This window comes from Belliella kenyensis, assembly GCF_022549675.1.
GTDB classification, from domain to species: domain Bacteria; phylum Bacteroidota; class Bacteroidia; order Cytophagales; family Cyclobacteriaceae; genus Belliella; species Belliella kenyensis.
This window is the reverse complement of sequence record NZ_JAKZGR010000003.1, coordinates 221,963-241,080: the sequence shown is the minus strand read 5'-3', so window position 1 is coordinate 241,080 and position 19,118 is coordinate 221,963. Positions and strand designations below refer to the sequence as shown.

Sequence of the window (19,118 nt, the reverse complement as noted above, 5' to 3'; positions counted from 1 at the left end):
GATATTAAACTATTCCTTCTTTCATTAAATCATGAATATGAACGAAGCCAGCCACAGATTCTCCATCCATGGCCACAAGTTGGGTAATATTGAAACTTTTCATCATATTCAAAGCTCTAATCGCAAATTCTTCCTTGGCGATGACTTTAGGATTCACGGTCATGATTTGACCTGCTTTTACTTGATTGATATCTGCTCCAGAAAGTAACATCCTTCTAAGATCACCATCTGTAATGATACCTTGTAACTTACCTTGACTATTCACCACAGCCGTGGCTCCAAGTCTCTTACTACTTATTTCTACGATAATTTCAGTCAAAGAAGCTTCTAGATCCACTTTTGGTATTTGATTCTTAGGAATCACATCAGAAACTGTCAAGTATAATTGCTTTCCAAGTGCTCCGCCGGGGTGATACTTAGCGAAATCCTCAGAAGTAAATCCTCTAGCCTCAAGCAAACAAATGGCCAATGCATCTCCCAAAGCCATATGAACTGTGGTGCTGGTAGTGGGTGCCAGGTTATTGGGACAAGCCTCTTCTGCAATGGTAGCATTCAAGATATAGTCCGCTTGCTCTGCAAGATAACTATTTATATTACTAACCAAAGCAATTAGTTTTGACCCCAATCTTTTCAGCAAAGGCACAAGAACCCTAATTTCAGGTGTATTACCACTTTTAGAAATGCATATTACGAAATCATTTTGCTGAATCATGCCCAAATCACCATGAATTGCATCGGCAGCATGCATAAATAACGCAGGTGTGCCCGTAGAGTTTAGTGTTGCAACAATCTTATTCGCTACTATAGCACTTTTTCCTATCCCAGTGATCACGACTCTCCCAGAAGATGCTAAAATAGCTTCCACACAGGCCACAAAATCGTCATCAATGTAATTTATAAGATTTTGTAAAGCTTCTGACTCCTTTTGAAGCACTTCTATAGCACTTGTTTTAATATTTTTTGTTAATTTCAATTTTGAGAGGCTTAATCATTAAATTTGTACCAAAGGTAAAAAAAGAATTCCTTAAAGTTTAATGAAAGCTAAAAAGCGAGACATTTAAACATGCACGTGTAGTGGATCAAAAAGTAAAAGATAATCTCAAACAAATATTCGGCTTTAGCCAGTTCCGTGGGAACCAAGAAGCTATAGTAGACAATATTCTGGGTGGTAGCAATACATTTGTAATCATGCCTACGGGAGCAGGCAAATCACTCTGCTATCAACTACCTGCTGTAATCAAAAATGGCACAGCTGTAGTCATCTCTCCATTGATTGCACTGATGAAAAACCAAGTTGATCAGCTCAATGCTTTTGGAATCAATGCCTATTTTCTCAATTCCACATTGAACAAATCAGAGACAAATAAAGTCAAAAAAGAAGTGCTTGATGGCAAAACCAAGCTCCTTTATGTGGCTCCCGAATCTCTTACAAAGGAAGAAAATATACAATTTCTGAAAGAAGCCCAACTTAGCTTTGTAGCAATAGATGAGGCTCACTGTATCTCAGAATGGGGACATGATTTCCGACCTGAATACAGAAAAATTAAATCTATCATAGGACAGATAGGTAACAACCTGCCTATCATAGCATTGACTGCCACCGCTACTCCGAAAGTACAACAAGATATACAGAGAAACCTCCAAATGGAGGAGGCTGATTTGTTCAAGTCTTCATTCAATAGGACAAACTTGTACTATGAAGTACGTCCAAAAGTGAAAAATGAAACCAAAAAACAAATCATCAAATACATCAAAAGCCACAAAGGCAAATCAGGAATTATTTATTGTCTTAGTAGAAAGAAAGTAGAAGAGATCGCTGAATTGCTCAAGGTAAATGGTGTAAGTGCTGCTCCGTATCACGCGGGACTTGATCAGAACGTGAGGGTAAAAAATCAAGACGATTTTCTCAATGAAGAAGTAGATGTCATTGTGGCTACCATTGCTTTCGGTATGGGTATAGACAAGCCAGATGTACGCTATGTCATTCACTATGATGTGCCCAAATCTTTGGAAGGCTACTACCAAGAGACTGGTAGAGCGGGAAGAGATGGGCTAGAAGGTCACTGTCTCATGTTTTACAAATATGACGACATCATCAAGCTAGAAAAGTTCAATAAAGACAAGCCTGTCACTGAGAGAGAAAATGCCAAAGTTCTTTTGCAAGAAATGGCTGCTTACGCAGAAAGCACGGTATGTAGAAGAAAATCCCTGCTCCACTATTTTGGAGAGTACATGGAAAAAGACTGCGGATTCTGTGACAATTGCAAACATCCCAAAGAAAAATTTGAAGGCAAAGATCTATTAATCAATGCTATAGAAGCCGTAAAAGCAACCAACAACAGGTTCAACATTGATCATATCGTAAATGTGATCAGGGGGGAGCAAAATGAATATATGGTAAGCTACAGTCATGATAAGCTAGCTGTATTTGGTATAGGCAAAGAAGAAGACGAGAGACTTTGGAAAACAGTCCTCCGTCAAGCGATGATCAATAATTTTCTTGAAAAAGACATTGAAAATTATGGTGTTATCAAAATCACTCAGAAAGGTCTAGATTACTTAGAAGCTCCATACAGTATCATGATGTCAAAAGACCATGACTTCGAGCAAATGGTAATTGATGAAACTCCAGACGAAATTTCTTCAAGTGGAAAATCCTACGACGAGAACTTATTTGAGCTACTAAAAGCGGAACGAAAAAAAGTTGCTAAATCCAAAGGATTACCACCTTATGTGATTTTTCAGGATCCTTCCTTAGAAGAAATGGCTACAGTCTACCCTACTACCAAAGAGGAATTAGCTCAGATCAATGGGGTTGGTATGGGAAAAGTAACTAAATTTGGATCATCTTTTCTTAAATTAATTGCCGAATATGTAGAGGAAAATGATATCATGACTGCCTCTGATGTCGTAGTAAAAACCTCTGGAAGTAGATCTAAAGTCAAAATATCGATAATACAGCAGATTGATAGAAAAATTGACCTAGATGAAATAGCTGGCAACCTCAACATTTCAATGGCGGAGCTACTGCAAGAAATCGAACAAATCATCTACAGCGGCACCAAATTGAATATTAATTATTACATTGAAAACATCATGGATGAGGAAAGAGAAGACATCCTCCATGATTATTTCATGACTGCTGATTCAGACAACATAAAAGTGGCATTGGAAGAACTTGAAGACGAGGATTTTGCTGAAGAAGAAATCCGCGTATATAGAGTAAAGTTCATCTCAGATCATGCCAACTAACAAAAGACAAGTAAACAATGAATATATTATTGCTAGGTAGCGGAGGCCGTGAACATGCCTTTGCTTGGAAAATTGTAAATAGTCAAAATTGCACCAAACTTTTTGTGGCACCTGGAAATGCAGGTACAGCTGAAATTGCAGAAAATGTTTCGCTATCCATCAATGACTTTGAAGCTATCATTAATTTTGTGATAGACCATCAAATCAATATGGTCGTGGTAGGTCCAGAAGAACCGCTAGTAAGGGGTATTGTGGATCATTTTCAAAAAAACGAATCCACTAAAGATATCCCTATCATCGGACCAAGTCAAGAAGGTGCAAGAATGGAGGGCTCCAAAGACTTCTCCAAACAGTTCATGGAAAGACATGGAATTCCTACTGCTGCTTCTGCCACATTCACCAAAGAAAACTTAGAAGATGGTATTGCTTTTATAGAAAAACAATCCATCCCTGTGGTTCTCAAGGCTGACGGGCTAGCAGCTGGCAAGGGTGTATTGATCTGCCAAAGTCACCAAGAAGCAAAAGACTCTTTAAAGGAAATGTTGGTAGATGGTATGTTTGGAGAAGCCTCTTCTAAAGTAGTCGTTGAGCAATTCTTAGATGGAATAGAATTATCTGTATTTGTAGCCACAGACGGCAAAAGCTATAAAATCCTGCCTGAAGCCAAGGATTATAAAAGAATCGGAGAGGCAGACACCGGTCTCAATACAGGTGGTATGGGCGCAGTAAGTCCAGTACCTTTTGCGGATGAAGCATTCATGCAGAAAGTTGAAGAGCGAGTTGTCATCCCAACTGTGAATGGCCTAGAAAAAGAAAATATTAGATATACGGGATTCCTTTTCATCGGTCTTATGAACATAGGAGGAGATCCTTATGTCATAGAGTATAATGTACGTATGGGAGACCCGGAAACACAAGCAGTGCTACCAAGGATCAAGAGTGACTTTGTAGATCTCCTTCATGCCATGGGCACTATGCAATTGGAGAATTATGAAATCGAGCTACAGGCATTTACTACTACCACGGTGGTGATGGTAGCTGGTGGATATCCTGGAACTTACCCTAAAGGAGACTTGATCACTGGTCTAAAAGGAATCTCGCATTCCACTAACACTTCATTGGTGTTCCATGCAGGAACCTGTCACAACAAAACTGGAGATATTGTCACCAATGGCGGTAGGGTAATAGCGGTAACAGGCATTGGTGAAAATATAGAAAATGCACTTTCAAATGCCTACCAAACTGTCTCTTCCATTTCTTGGAATCAACATTATTTCAGAAAAGACATTGGACAGGATATTTTGAAATTAGTAAAATAAACCCAATACAAAGAGGAGATTATCTCCCTAGATATATAAATATGGCTGGATGTAGTAGCTGCTCGACCACTTCTGGAGGAAGTGGTGGATGCCAAAACAATGGCACCTGTGGTACGAGCGATTGTAATAAAATGAATGCTTTCGACTGGCTTTCTCATATGGGAATACCAGTAGTAGATAAATTTGATATCGTAGAGGTAAAGTTTAAAGGTGGACGAAAAGAATACTATAGAAATGTAGACCATCTGGCATTGACCACTGGTGACCCTGTAGTCGTGGATGTACCAAATGGACATCATATCGGCTGGGTATCCTTGCAAGGAGAGCTGGTAAGATTGCAAATGCAAAAACGAAAAATCAAAGATGATGATGACATCTTAAGAATCTATCGTGTCGCAAATCAAAAAGATATAGAAAAATGGGAAGAGGCTAAAAACAGAGAAGTACCCACTATCTATAGGTCAAAACAAATCATCGACGAGCTTCAACTCAACATGAAACTGTCGGATGTAGAATTTCAAGCCGACAATAGTAAAGCTACCTTCTTTTATTCTGCAGAAGATAGAGTCGATTTCAGAGAATTGATTAAGCTACTCGCTTCTGAGTTCAAGATTCGTGTAGAAATGCGCCAAATAAGCCTAAGGCAAGAAGCTGGTAGACTTGGTGGCATAGGTGTATGCGGTAGAGAATTATGCTGCTCCACCTGGATTCATGATTTCAAAAGTGTAAGCACCTCTGCGGCGAGATATCAAAACCTATCCCTAAATCCAACCAAACTTTCAGGTCAATGTGGTAGACTAAAATGCTGCTTAAATTATGAACTTGATACTTATATGTCTGCTCTTGAAGACATCCCTACAGTCGACAAACCGTTATTGACCGAAGTAGGTGCTGCCAAACTTCAAAAAACAGATATATTCAGAAAATTGATGTGGTTCAGCTATAACAATGAAAATAACTGGTACTCTATCACTTGCGATCGTGTCAAAGAAATCCAAGGTTTGAATGCTAAAAATATAAAACCTTTCGATCTTCAAAATGACCATGCCGCCGATGCAGAGGATAAAGCTGCAAAAGCAACTATGGAGCTTGAAGCTTTGGACAAAAAATTTGCAACACAAAAGAAAAAGAAGAAGAAAAAGAAACCTAGAAGCAGAGAGATTTCCGAGGAAACTGTAAATACAGCTCAACCTCAACAAACAAAGCCTGCTCAAGGTAACAAATCAGGGGGACGACAAAATCCAAGAAACGATTCCAACAAGCCTGATCAAGAAAACGATAAAGGCAGAGGAAAAAACCCTCGACAAAATAGAAGAAAACCTAACCCAAAATCTGGAATCAATCAACCTGCCCAAATCGATAAAACTGCAGGTCAAAAGGATAAAAACACAAATCCTAGATCAAAAGCACCTTCTGAAGGGAAGGCAGATATTCATCCAAACAGGCAAAACAAGCCAAATGAAAATAGAAACGGAGGAAAAAGAAAATTCCCTCCTAGGAAAGGTGGAGCAAATAATCAAGATGATCAAAAGCCAAAAAATCAAAATGAACAATAAGCTTTTGTTATTTTTCTTAACCATGCTTATCACAGGGTTAGCTTCTTGTGATGGGGGAAGATTATTTGAAGAATATCAAGGAATGGAAACTAAAAGCTGGCTGGTATCGGACACGGTCAGCTTTTACCCTCCTCCTACTAGCTCAGGTGCAGTTCCTATGATTAGTATCAAGTATAACACAGACTACCCGTATAGAAATCTATACTTAAAATATATCCTCACAGATAGCTCTGAAAACTTTTCAGAGACACAGCTGATAAATATTAGATTGTTTGATAGTAAGACAGGTAAGCCTACCGGAAAAGGTTACGGAAGTTCATATACAAGAATTGATACTTTACCTTTCCAAATGAGGGGTGATTATAGCAAGGTACAATTCATCCAATACATGAGAATTGATAGGCTTGAGGGCATAGAGGCTATTGGATTTAGACAAAACAAGCTAGAAGCATCAGCTCATTAAAGCGTATCAAAAGGATCCTTCCGAGACCAAAACTGCCTACTAAAGTAATATCTCCACGGCCATCTTTTTGCGGATAGTTGCATAGGATGGTATACAAAGGCTTCCTTGGAGCTTACAGCTTCATATAGACGCTCATCATCAGTCAATATAGCCTCCATATATCCTTCACCATCTTTGAATATGGCCAAATCGAGCCAAGATGAATCTTCAAAAGTTTTCAGCTTGAAGGAATCATTACTGAGTGCCAGTTTTTGTTTGAGCGACCATTCTGTCTCAAAACCAAAAGGGACTTCCTTATCCATAGGGACAAGATCTCCTCTCAATAGATTTTCTACATACAACAAATAATTCCTTAACATCTTCACTCCATGATTTTCAAGCTGCTTCTTTTTGAAATCAGATGACCGTAAACTAGTGATTAAAGTGATTCTTTTCTTTGCTCTGGTGATTGCGACATTGAGACGATTACTTCCACCCTGCTTGGACAAAGAACCAAAATTCGCAATCAACCTGCCCGATTTACTCTTGGCATAACCCAATGAATATATCACCCAATCAAATTCATCTCCTTGCACGTTTTCTATGTTTTTGACACTTATCGAAGGTGTACCCAGCAGATTCTCATTGCCTAACATTTCATTGATCAATTCCATCTGTGGATAATTGAAAGTGATCACACCTATTGTCTTGTCTCTATCACTATCGAGAATTCTTTTTACTTCCTCTACGACTTCAACGGCTTCTATTTGATTTTGCTGATTTTCCCACTTTCCATCTACATGTATCAATTTGAATGCTCGCTCCTGTCTATTGTAAACCTCTCTATCCACTAACATGCTTAGCCTATTCTGATAGAAATGTTGATTTGAAAATTGAATCAAGGATTTTTGTTCACTTCTATAGTGACCTCTGAGCCAGAATTTCTTAAAATAAACGGAAGCCATTGAAAGTATAGACAATTGCTCTACTTCTTCTCCTTCTTCTGTTGTTTCCAATCTGCTTTGATAGAAATCATAAGGCTGAAGTTGTTGTGAATCCCCTGCAATGACCACTTGCTTTCCTCTGAGCATAGCAGGTATACCACGCTCAACATGACACTGGGATGCTTCATCAAAAATCACTAAATCGAACTCTTCTTTCAGCGGAAAAAGAGCCGAAACAGTCTCTGGGGAAGCCATCCAACATGGTAGTAGTTTAAATAGCTCCTCCTCAAAATTTTCTACCAATGATTTTATGGCCCAAATATTTCTCTTTTTCGAAACCTGATGAAGAAGTTTCCTATAAGTCACCAAATTATTGAGCCTATTATACGCCAGCCCATGTACAACTTGCTCTCTAAGCCTTATTTCCGAAATGTACTGAGACAGCTTCCATTTATCCTCTACAGATTGAATCAACTCTTCAAGAATAGCTCGGAATTTCACACCGCCTATATCTCTCAATACTGGATATTTGGCTTCAATGTGTTCTATCCATGCATTACTCAATGCTAACAAAAATACATCTCTTAGCTGATCAAAATCATACTCTGGAAACTTAAACAGCAGTTTTTCTATTACCAGTTGCTCTTCTTTACCCATCTTACTTCTTAGTGCATCGAAGTCTACCAATTCATCAAAAACATGTCTTACCTCTCCAAAAATCTGAGAAAGCATCTCGTAAGAAAAATCAGAAACCAAGTGCTGAATCTGAATTTTGCTCAAGTAAATACCCCATTGACCTAACTTCTCACTTAATTCCTCTATGAATTCTAATAACTTGGAGATAAGCTCCAAAACTTTACTACCCTTAAGTCCTTGTACTGAGATCAGGTTGTTAAGCTCGCTAAACTCCCCGATGATTTTTCTAACCCTCAATGCTTCCAGAAGTAATGCACTGGTGTGGTTAAAAGACACGAAAGTAAATGGCTTTTCAGGCAAGTCTAGCCAAGATTTCCTATCCAGCAAAGTGTATTGGTGATTCAAGTTTAACCTGTTTTCAAGTTTTTTAATCAAAACACCTAAATCATGCCTTGAATCAACAAGTCCTTCTTCTTTGAGGAGAGACTTTACTTTATTGAATTTCTCTCCAGCAAATCTTGCTTTTATTTTTCCCCACCAAGAAGTCTGTGCTTCATCATAAAGTAGTGCCAATTGCAAAACTTCTTGAACTTCTTCATCATGCACCTTCCAAGAAACCCCCTCTTGTGACAAGAGAGTCTTCACTGCCTCCAATTTATTTCCCAACCAAAGTAAATCGATCTGATCTGTGGGTACTTGCAATAGCTTATCAAATACTTCCTGAACCTCTGCACTTTTCAAAAGTTGAAAAACAGAATGAAGCTTATCTTTCTGTTCATAAAACGAAAACAAATTTGACGAATCCAACATGTCAAATTGCTCAACAGTGGACTCGAATTTCCTACGGAATTGAGTAATTTCTGAGATCGATTCTTCAATTCTTTGAATAGCTAATGGTCCAAAAGAACTAAAATCTACTCGATGAAGCCAAAATGAGTTCGATTGCTGATATTTTTTTGCATAAACTGAAAAAGCTTTGAAATCAATCAAAAAAGGTCCAATCGTATCCCAATGAAAGTTTTTGTAATATTGAGTCAAATCAAATTCAGAATGATTTTGTCCCGCTGTCATGTAAAGCTTCTTGATGGGGACACCACACTCCTCAGTATTGTAAAGGGCCTTTTTGAACTCCTCCAAATACTCCAAATGACCAGCTATAGCACGAGAAAGAATTGAAAACTCTCTCTCCAAATGCATTGCATTTACACTTCTATTGAGAACTTTATATTGTTCTACTGATTCAATCTGGGATTTGATTTTTTTATACAAAGCCATGCGATCAGATCGAAAATCATGAACCAATGCTAAAAACTCTCCAAAACCTTTCTCTTTAAGCCTCTTGAATACAACATCTAGTGCTGCACGCTTTTGGGAAACCACTAACACTTTCTTTCCCCTTGAGATATAATCCACCACTAAATTACTAATCAACTGTGACTTACCAGTACCAGGAGGGCCTTGTACCACACAGGAATGTCCTGTTCTCACGGCTCTCACTACAGCCTCTTGACTTGCATCTAGAGGAAAAACGTGGTACAGTTGATCTTCTTTTGGCTCTTGAAGTTCCTCTGAGATTGCAAACTGATCGGAGAATAAATCTTCTAAAGATTCAGCAGAGGTCGATTTTAGCAAACTATGGTAATCTTCCATAAGAAAGCTTGCTTTTTGAGAAAACTGGCCTAGAACAGCATAAGGTTTCAGCTTAAGCTCCCCAATTTTGAAATCCTCCAAATCTAATTCTCTGGAAGATTCGGGAAATTTCTCAAGGACGTTTTCGTAGAGCTTGCTATTAAAATTGATAGAAAAGTTAACCTTGATGAGTTCATATAGCATCGTCAAAAAATCTCTAGGATCTTCAGGTATATCTAAAAGTGACAATTCTTTATTCTTGATCAAAGAAGAACCATAAATACTTTCATAGGCTAGACAAAACGCTTTATTGAAAAAGGGAAGCTCTTGCTTGTCTTTTCTTATCACCCAATTACCTTGATCTTGAATCACAGATATAGGAAAAAGTACCAAAGGGCATCTTATCAATTGGCCATTGAGCATTTTCCCCTCCACAAATGGATAGCCCAAATACAAACTCTTTTCTCCTGTCTCTTCCTCATTGCTATTCACTTGCTGTAGAATAGCACGTATCTTTTTAGCTGAGATGTTGACATCCTGATCTCTAGGGTCTACAAGAGAGTGTAATGTAAATTCCTCCTCTTTATTGAGAAGGAACTTGATATAATCATGCGCTGGATGATGGTTCAAAAAATCTAAACTTTTCACATCCAACAACTGACTCGCATACAATTTGGGCAGGTACAATGACCTGTTCCTACTGCTTATATCAGTCAGTCTATTGAGGTAAATCTGAAAAGTCTCTTTGAGCATGAGGCTTATTTAAATGGAGAATCTTTTTCTTTGGCCATGACATTGTATACCACTTTGTCCATGACGCCTGGAATCCATTTATTCAAAAACACAGCCAATTTGCCTTGCCTTGTCAACACTAGGTCTCTTTTTCTTTTTAAAGTAGCTTGAAGTAGTCGCTCAGCAACTTCCTCTGCTGTCATCATTTTATTTTCATCACGTGGAGATTCTCCTTGTGTGGATCCATCTGCTTGCAAGGCATTATTGCGAATATTAGAAGAAGTGAATCCTGGGCAAGCTACCAATACATGGACATTTTTTTTGAATAACTCGGTTCTCAAAGACTCCAAAAATCCATTCATAGCATATTTACTGGCTGTGTAAGCAGTCCTTGCCGGTGTACCCCTATATCCATTGATAGAAGAAATACCAATGATACTACCCTGACGAGATTTAATAGATTCTAGGCAATATTTAGTCGCATATACAGTACCCCAAAAGTTGATATCCATAACTTGCTTGAACACTTTCAAGTCCAAATCTTCAAACAATGCCCTCATAGAGATTCCTGCATTATTGATCAGTATATCTACTCCTCCAAATTTGGCAATTACTTCTTCTGCCATCCTTTGGTTGTCTTCTTCACAAGCTGCATCTGCAAGAATTCCAAAAACTTCAATCCCCAATTTTTGAAGTTTAGCAAGTGAATTATCCAATTTTACCTGACTTCTACCTGTGATCACTATCTTAGCTCCTGCTCTGCCATACACCACTGCGCATGCTTCCCCTATTCCGGAGGTTGCTCCTGTTATGATCACTACTTTGTCTTTCAGTTTCATTTTTTTTGCTTTGAGTTCAAAGATAAAAATTAGATATGGGAGTGAAAAGGTAAAATCACCAAGTAATTGTATAAATTTAGCTATGAAAAGAACATTGGCAATCATTTTTGCAGGTATTGCTTGGTTTGCTTTGATCCTGCAGCTCTTTTTGGCGATCAAAAACCAAATCACTCCGATCCATGAAACATTGATAAGGTTTTTCAGCTATTTCACCATTCTAACGAATAGTTTGGTGGCTGTGTATTTCACCTTTCAGGCTTGCAATCCAAACAACAATCGATTTTCACAAACAGGTAAACTCAGTGCAATTACAGTATATATTTTGGTTGTAGGTTTGGTCTATCAGGTGGTACTTAGAAGTACATGGAATCCTGAAGGCTTGGCAAAACTAACCGATGAACTATTGCACAGTGTAACCCCGCTATTGACTTTTTTTTATTGGGTTTTGTATGAAAAAAAACAAAAACTCAGTTGGTCTCAAATTCCCAGCTGGCTAATATATCCTGCATTATATTTGGCTTACATCATGATCAGAGGTTATCTCTCTGGCTTCTACCCTTACCCTTTTGTCAATGTCTCAGAGATAGGATATACCCAGACGTTTCTGAATTCATTTTTTGTTTTACTCGTTTTCGTGGGACTTTCTGGCTTATTGATTTTCATGGGTAAAAATTTCAATAGGAAAAATATATAATACATCTGATATAGGATGAGAAAGTAGTATTTGGCCATATACGTTAGAATTTCAATTTAATGTACCTAAAAAAACAATAGCCTGATAAATAGACTATTTAGCAATCGCTTTTTTTGCTTCCACACTATTCCGAGGAGGATTTGTCTCTTTCTTCACATATTTCACAATCATATCAAACTAAATTTGAAAATAGATGAATCTAAAACGCGATAGCCAAAAAGCATAATTCAATTATACCCATTTTCCTTGAGTTTTTTGATTAATTTTGCGGGCATGTCTAGAAAGATGAAAAATAAGGTTGTAAAAAACCTGAGTATAGAAAGAATTGCAACCGAAGGAAAATGTGTCGCACACCATGAAGGTAAAGTGGTATTTGTTCAAAATGTAGCACCAGGTGATGTAGTCGATGTAAGGATCACTAGAGGCAAGAGCTCATTTATGGAGGGTGAAGCCATACATTTCCATGAATACTCCAAAGATAGAATCCAACCATTCTGCTCACACTTTGGCACTTGCGGTGGTTGTAAATGGCAACACATCAACTACGAACTACAAAAGACTTATAAGAGACAACAAGTCGTAGATCAGTTTACTAGAATTGCCAAGGTTGACATTCCAGAGGTAATGCCTATACTCGGCTCTGCAAAAACCCAATACTATAGAAATAAGCTTGATTTCACTTTTTCAAATAACAGGTGGCTCACGAGAGAAGAAATCGACTCTGGGGCCGAATTTGAAAGAAATGCACTTGGGTTTCACATCCCAAAAATGTACGACAAAATCGTAGACATCGAGCATTGCTACCTGCAAGGGAATATTTCCAATGATGTTAGAAATGAACTGAGAAATTTTGCTCTGCTAAATAACCTTTCTTTCTACGACATTAGAAATCAAGTGGGTCTTCTTCGTAACCTTATCATCCGATCTACTAGTACTGGAGAAAGCATGGTAATCGTTCAGTTTGGTGGTGATAATACCGAAGAAATCGATCTAGTCATGAATTTTCTTCATGAAAAATTCCCACAGATCACCTCATTACTTTACATTATCAATCTTAAGAAAAATGAAACTTTCAATGACCTGGAAGTGGTGACTTTTGCTGGTAAGGATTATATAGAGGAGGAAATGGAAGGCTTGAAGTTCAGAATCGGACCAAAATCCTTTTATCAAACCAACTCCGAACAAGCCTACGAGCTGTACAAAGTCACCAGAGATTTTGCAGAACTTAAAGGAGATGAGGTAGTGTACGATTTATACACTGGTACTGGCACGATTGCAAACTTTGTAGCCAAACAAGCCAAGCAAGTCATCGGAATCGAATATGTAGAAGCCGCCATTGTAGATGCCAAGCTGAATTCGAAAGTCAATGAACTTGATAATACATTGTTCTATGCAGGTGATATGAAAGATATGCTCAACGATGAGTTTATCGAAAAGCATGCTCGACCTGATGTTGTCATCACCGACCCGCCTCGTGCAGGCATGCATGATGATGTGGTAAATATGCTACTCAAACTAGAAGCACCAAAAATCGTCTATGTCAGCTGCAATCCAGCCACACAAGCACGTGATGTGGCTTTACTAGCTGAGAAATATACAGTAGACAAAATACAGCCTGTGGATATGTTTCCACAAACTTACCATGTAGAAAATGTAATCAGACTGACCCTAAAGCCATGATATCAGACTTCAACGATCCAGAACTAAACGGAAAATACCTTGGAACCATCACCAAGGACTTCTTAAAAGTTTCCGATATCCTCAAGGAAGCCTCTTACCAAGTCAGAAGTAGGAAGTTTTCCAAATACCCCATTTTCCCAATTTCTAAAGAAGAGCAGCCTATAGGTCAGCTGCTTCTTGGTCGTGAAGAAAAGAATCTCGACTGGAATTATTACATCACCTATGTGGATGAATTTATCCAAAGGAAATTGATTGCTGAGGACTTATTGGGAGAGTTTGAAAAAAACTATAAAAACCCTGATGAGTTCTGTTGCCTATTCGTGATGGATCAAGAGTTCACGAGTTTTGTGTATGTGCCATTTCCTGAGGAGTAGCTAGAGCTCGCAAAGCATGCGAAGGTGCAAAGGAGCGCAGAGAAGGAGGTTGGGGATTAGAAAATTTTAAAATTGGAAAATTGGAAAATTGTTGGTTTTAAAGTTGGGAGGTTGGAATGTTTACTATAGGGTTTCACATTAATTTTATAACTATTACAAAAAGAGTTGTTACGACAATAAGTCCAAGGATTATATTTGAAAAACCGTGCAAGAATATTTCTGATTTTTGACCTCCTTTTCTTCCACTCCATACTTCTCTAAAACTTACCGTTTTTTCTCCTCTTAGCTTGCTAAAAAGAGCATACAATATCCGTTTTGTCAATGCTCCAAAAATTCAAAAAAAAACAGTACATATTATACTGTCAATCATTTTTTTCTTCTCTTAGTTTTCCTCTCTTCTAAAAATCTCCTAATACCAACGTATGGAGAAAGACTATGGTAATAGACTACAAGGAATATAATCCCAACAAAAATCAAGCTCGCTCCACCAACTACATTTGGGTCTAGATTTCTTTTTATTCCTATGACATGAATTTTATTAACCAACATAAAAATCCCATATGCAATCATAAAGATTGCTATGATTAAAATAGACAAATACTCAAGTGCTTTCATTTAATAGAAACTTAAATCAACTCAAAACATTTAAAATAGGGTTTTCTCTCTCAAATTCAACAACTACCAAGTTAATTATTTATTTCAACTCAAATAGATAATTTGGAATAAATGAACTACATTTAGATGAACTAATTCAATATCATTTAGATAAGGCACCAGTTAAGTCAAACTTTTACAAAGTTTGACTTAATGTAAAAAACACAATTCACATACCTGAACTTTGGAAAAGTTTCCGATAACTAACCCGCATTTATATTCCGTTTTAAATTTCAATTCCTTCTATTTCATATAACTGTCTTTAATTTATGAAAATCCTTTTGAAATTAATCTTTTTAAGCTTTATGCTATTTGGTTGCAATAGATCAGATTCTTCCTTAACAGGTAAATCACTTACACCCGAAAAAATGAATGAGCATTTTTTTAGTCTCTATGAATCAAAAAGTCCAAAAGACGCTTTAGATTTTATTTTTTCAACTAACCCATGGATAGAAGAAACACAAGCCCAAGTAGTAGCAAATAATCTGACAGGGTTTACAAAACTTTTAGGTTCCTATCAGGATAGAGATGCTATTACTAAAAATAGTATTGGTCAAAACTATTTACTTTATACGTTTCTAGTAAAATATGATCGACAGCCTATGAGATTTACATTCATCTATTACAAACCTAAAGACAAATGGCAATTGCAGGAGTTCAAATATGACGACAATTTTCAGAGTGAGATAATGGAGGCATCCAGTACTTACAGACTTTCTGAAAATCTACCCTGAGATCAGGGGGAATACATTTTAAGGAATTAACTCGATTCATTCAAAATCATCTTCATTTTCTCTACTGTAGATTTACCTATACCTACTACCTTTAATAATTCTGATTCTGGGGCATTAAAAACATGCTGAAGGCTACCAAAATGCTTGATTAGCTGCTCTGCTTTATCAGCACCTATCCCGGGGAACCCTTCCAAGATGTGGACTTTTTGCTTCAAAAATTTATCAGATTTTTGCCTATTAAATTTTGGTTTCCATCTTGGATTAAACTTATAATCTGCTAACCTATCCTTGGTAAGCTGTCTGAAAGATTGGAGCATGATCTTAACAGTCTCCTCCTGAGACTTTGATCTCAAAACTGGGATTTTAAAAATCAATGATACTGACAATAAGATAGCTTGAAGCGCATTTTTGCTAAAACCTATTCCCTTCAAAACATTTTTTCTACCTTCAATAATAATACATGCAGGTATGTTTGAGTTTGAAAGTTTCGCAGCTTGTTTAAAAAATCTTCCATCTTTTAGGGAGATGCAGAAATCAGAAATAGATTTCCTTTCCACAAGCAATTCCGAATCCAAACGAAAATCTCCTACAAGCAACCTCTCTTTCCTAACGATGATATTTTTGTAAAAAAGCAGATACTCAAGCATCGCATCAGGCTCCCTGTCATCAATCACTATCTCCAATGGATAAAACTTCGAGCCCTTTAAAAAATCTTTCATAATATCAAAAGTTGTTACAATTACACCATAAATGTACATAACAACAACTATTTTACATAGAAATGGGGAAGCGAAAAGCTTCCCCATTTCTATGTAAAATAAATCAAAAGTGTTTCCAGCCTTGGGCTTTTAGCGTAACGGCTGTCCCGCTTTTGGTTACCAAATGTTTACCTTCCTCTGGCTTGGCAACATGCCCAATAAAATGTACATCAGCATGCTTCTCTAGCTTCTCAAAATCCTTCTGATCTATCGTGAACAGCAATTCATAATCCTCTCCCCCATTAAGTACACAAGTAATCGGGTCCATATTCAATTCTACTGCGGTATCAAAAGTCTGCTTGTCGATAGGAAGCTTATCTTCATAAATGGTCACCCCTACATCGGATGCCTTACTGATATGAAACAGCTCCGAAGCCAACCCATCAGAAATATCTATCATACTCGTAGGGACTACTCCCAATTCTTTGAGCTCGTGGATGATATCCATTCTTGCATCTGGCTTGAGTTGCCTTCCCGTCACATAAGAATAGCCATCTAAGGCTGGCTTCATATTTGGATCAGCCATAAAAACCTGCTTCTCTCTTTCCAAAATCTGCAATCCGACCAATGCACCACCAAGATCTCCTGTCACGCAAATGATGTCATTTACTTTCGCCCCCGAGCGATAGGATAATGTCTCTTTCTTGCCTTCCCCAATTGCTGTGATGCCTATCACTAAACCAGAACGTGAGGCTGTAGTATCTCCTCCTACCACATCCACACCATAGTGTGCAGCGGCAGCATTGATCCCAGCATACAATGCCTCCACCGCTTCCACAGAAAACCTGTTGGATAAAGCAATACTCACCGTAATCTGCTTGGGAACAGCATTCATGGCAGCTACGTCAGAAACATTGACTGCCACCGCCTTGAACCCTACATGCTGCAATGGTGCGTACGAAAGATCAAAGTGAACCCCCTCCAAAAGCAAATCAGTAGAAACCACTTTGACATGGTCTCCTGATTCAATCACTGCCGCATCATCACCTATCCCTTTGAAAGTAGACGGGTTTTTGATTTCTATATTTTTATTCAATCGATCTATTAGACCAAATTCGCCTAAAGACCCTATCTCTGTCCTCTTTTGCTCTTCCATTTTTTATTAATTTCTTTCTTGACACAACTCTACCAAAACGCCGTTTGTAGACTTGGGATGCAAAAATACGACTAATTTATTGTCCGCACCTGATTTTGGCGTTTCATTCAGTATTTCAAACCCAGCCGCCTTCAGCCTCAGCACCTCTGCATGAATGTCCTCTACGTCAAAAGCTATGTGATGAACTCCTTCTGATCTCTTTTCCAAATACTTAGCTATTGGGCTTTCAGGTCTACTTGCTTCTAGTAGCTCAACTTTTGTATCTCCTACCTGAAAAAAAGATGTCAATACCCCTTCGCCTGCTACTTCCTCTTCTTTATAGCTATCCTTCCCCAACAATCTTCTGAACAAGTCATTTGAAGCCTTCAGATCTTTTACAGCGATTCCTATATGTTCTATTTTTCTCATCATGGCATTTTTATTTTTGACAAAAATAATTCTTATATTTAGGAATATTACCCTTTTGAAAAAGTCGTAATAAAATAAAGAACTTGATTTCGAATATTAAATAATCAATACAATTGTCTTATAAATGTAATTTTCCTCACGCTAACTCACCCTCTCCTTCAAAGTGCAAAAACCCCTCAGCATTCAAATGAAGTTTGAGAAAAAAAGGCATAACCATTTTAAAGTATGCTTACGTTTTTGAATTTAATTAAAGCAAATACTTCAGTCTAAGATTATTCAAAATCAAAAATATTTGATCCATCTAATTTAAATCAAATTTTTTTGTTGAAATGATAGATTCAAAGTGGACGCTTTAAAATTAAAAAGGAAAACTATAAAAAATTAAATAACCACCATCAACCAATAATATTACAATGAACAAAGAAAAGTTAACTATTGAACAGATCTTTAGTCTGGATCTACCTAACATTATTCTATATGCCGCACCAGTGATGATAGGATTAGTGGTACTGGAATGGATCTACTCTTACAGAGAGAAAAAAGATTATTACGACAGCAAAGATACAATCTCCGCTACTTTTATCGGTTTGGTCAATGTTGGTATGAGTGCAGCCATTAAGGTGGTGACGTTTGGAATCATCTTGTTCTTCTACAACATGGTGCCATGGTCAATCCCAAATACTTGGTGGGCATATGTTTTATGCTTGTTTTGGCTGGACTTTTGGAGATATTGGGCACATCGGATTGCACATGAAAATAGGTTTTGGTGGGCTACCCATGTTACACACCACAATTCAGAAAAATATAACTGGTCAGTTTCCTTTAGATTAAGCTGGACACAACATATCAAGATTATTTTCTTTATCCCTGTGGCACTTGCTGGGTTTCATCCAGTAGTATTTTTCATATGTCATCAAGTAGCTGTCTTGTATCAGTTCTGGATACATACAGAGTATATCAACAAGCTTCCTAGACCTATCGAATATTTCTTCACAACCCCCTCTCATCATAGGGTACATCATGCCAGCAATGAGAAATACCTTGACAAAAATTATGGTTCTACCTTCATCATTTGGGATAGGATGTTTGGTACGTTTATGCCAGAAGAAGAAAGGCCAACTTACGGCTTGACCAAAAATGTAAATTCTTATAATCCAATCACCCTGAATTTCCATGAATGGGCTGACATTGTTAAAGATGTCAGGAGCTCAAAATCATTTAAGGAAGCCTATGCTATGGTTTTCACCAGACCAAGTGAACTCGAAGCGGTCAAGGCTAAGTACCGTTCAAGCACTGCAAAACCAATTCAAGAGACACAACGAGAGCCACTGAGGGAGAGCGTGAAAGTTTGAATTAAAGCAATTTAGAAAT

Annotated in this window: 16 protein-coding genes; 9 read left to right on the top strand and 7 right to left on the bottom strand. The window is 37.7% G+C overall.

The window, feature by feature from the left end:
• Positions 1–4: 4 nt before the first annotated feature.
• A complete protein-coding gene (locus MM214_RS04390; RefSeq protein ID WP_241292481.1) occupies positions 5–973 on the bottom strand; it encodes a KpsF/GutQ family sugar-phosphate isomerase in 969 nt (322 codons plus the stop codon).
• A gap of 101 nt (positions 974–1,074) precedes the next feature.
• On the opposite strand from MM214_RS04390, the gene recQ reads away from it, so the two are divergent.
• Genes recQ through MM214_RS04370 form a run of 4 tightly spaced genes read left to right on the top strand, consistent with a single transcriptional unit; the run spans position 1,075 to position 6,590 of the window.
• Positions 1,075–3,252: a DNA helicase RecQ gene (gene recQ / locus MM214_RS04385; protein WP_241292478.1), complete on the top strand. Its 2,178-nt coding sequence runs from the start codon at positions 1,075–1,077 to the stop codon at positions 3,250–3,252.
• A gap of 17 nt (positions 3,253–3,269) precedes the next feature.
• The gene (gene purD / locus MM214_RS04380) at positions 3,270–4,571 is read left to right on the top strand and encodes a phosphoribosylamine--glycine ligase (protein ID WP_241292475.1); all 1,302 of its coding nucleotides are present in this window, start codon (positions 3,270–3,272) and stop codon (positions 4,569–4,571) included.
• 41 nt (positions 4,572–4,612) lie between these two features.
• Positions 4,613–6,127, top strand: coding sequence for a PSP1 domain-containing protein (gene ricT / locus MM214_RS04375; RefSeq protein WP_376856709.1), 1,515 nt, complete (start codon positions 4,613–4,615; stop codon positions 6,125–6,127).
• On the top strand, positions 6,117–6,590 hold the full coding sequence (locus MM214_RS04370; protein ID WP_241292472.1) for a gliding motility lipoprotein GldH: 474 nt from the start codon (positions 6,117–6,119) through the stop codon (positions 6,588–6,590). The genes ricT and MM214_RS04370 overlap by 11 nt, the downstream gene beginning before the upstream one ends.
• Here the strand turns inward: MM214_RS04370 and MM214_RS04365 are convergent.
• Positions 6,587–10,531, bottom strand: a complete 3,945-nt coding sequence (locus MM214_RS04365; protein ID WP_241292469.1) for an AAA domain-containing protein — start codon at positions 10,529–10,531, stop codon at positions 6,587–6,589. The genes MM214_RS04370 and MM214_RS04365 overlap by 4 nt on opposite strands.
• A gap of 5 nt (positions 10,532–10,536) precedes the next feature.
• The gene (locus MM214_RS04360) at positions 10,537–11,349 is read right to left on the bottom strand and encodes an SDR family oxidoreductase (RefSeq protein ID WP_241292467.1); all 813 of its coding nucleotides are present in this window, start codon (positions 11,347–11,349) and stop codon (positions 10,537–10,539) included.
• An 82-nt stretch (positions 11,350–11,431) separates the two neighbouring features.
• Between MM214_RS04360 and MM214_RS04355 the strand changes: the two genes are divergently transcribed.
• From MM214_RS04355 to MM214_RS04345, 3 genes are all read left to right on the top strand, one after another.
• Complete coding sequence (locus tag MM214_RS04355) at positions 11,432–12,043, top strand: Pr6Pr family membrane protein (RefSeq protein ID WP_241292464.1); 612 nt, start codon at positions 11,432–11,434, stop codon at positions 12,041–12,043.
• 273 nt (positions 12,044–12,316) lie between these two features.
• A complete protein-coding gene (gene rlmD / locus MM214_RS04350) occupies positions 12,317–13,723 on the top strand; it encodes a 23S rRNA (uracil(1939)-C(5))-methyltransferase RlmD (protein ID WP_241292461.1) in 1,407 nt (468 codons plus the stop codon).
• Positions 13,720–14,097, top strand: coding sequence for a hypothetical protein (locus tag MM214_RS04345; RefSeq protein WP_241292458.1), 378 nt, complete (start codon positions 13,720–13,722; stop codon positions 14,095–14,097). Before rlmD ends, MM214_RS04345 begins: the two co-directional genes overlap by 4 nt.
• Positions 14,098–14,463: 366 nt before the next feature.
• Here MM214_RS04345 and MM214_RS04340 read toward each other — a convergent pair whose 3' ends face one another.
• Complete coding sequence (locus MM214_RS04340) at positions 14,464–14,712, bottom strand: hypothetical protein (protein ID WP_241292455.1); 249 nt, start codon at positions 14,710–14,712, stop codon at positions 14,464–14,466.
• A 407-nt stretch (positions 14,713–15,119) separates the two neighbouring features.
• On the opposite strand from MM214_RS04340, the gene MM214_RS04335 reads away from it, so the two are divergent.
• Complete coding sequence (locus MM214_RS04335; RefSeq protein ID WP_241292452.1) at positions 15,120–15,485, top strand: hypothetical protein; 366 nt, start codon at positions 15,120–15,122, stop codon at positions 15,483–15,485.
• A gap of 26 nt (positions 15,486–15,511) precedes the next feature.
• Here MM214_RS04335 and MM214_RS04330 read toward each other — a convergent pair whose 3' ends face one another.
• From MM214_RS04330 to mce, 3 genes are all read right to left on the bottom strand, one after another.
• A complete protein-coding gene (locus MM214_RS04330; protein WP_241292449.1) occupies positions 15,512–16,204 on the bottom strand; it encodes an ERCC4 domain-containing protein in 693 nt (230 codons plus the stop codon).
• Between the two features lie 103 nt (positions 16,205–16,307).
• On the bottom strand, positions 16,308–17,339 hold the full coding sequence (gene thiL, locus MM214_RS04325) for a thiamine-phosphate kinase (protein ID WP_241292446.1): 1,032 nt from the start codon (positions 17,337–17,339) through the stop codon (positions 16,308–16,310).
• Between the two features lie 6 nt (positions 17,340–17,345).
• Positions 17,346–17,747: a methylmalonyl-CoA epimerase gene (gene mce / locus MM214_RS04320; protein WP_241292719.1), complete on the bottom strand. Its 402-nt coding sequence runs from the start codon at positions 17,745–17,747 to the stop codon at positions 17,346–17,348.
• Between the two features lie 413 nt (positions 17,748–18,160).
• Here mce and MM214_RS04315 point away from each other — a divergent pair, with 413 nt between their 5' ends.
• Complete coding sequence (locus tag MM214_RS04315; RefSeq protein ID WP_241292443.1) at positions 18,161–19,099, top strand: sterol desaturase family protein; 939 nt, start codon at positions 18,161–18,163, stop codon at positions 19,097–19,099.
• Positions 19,100–19,118 lie beyond the last annotated feature (19 nt).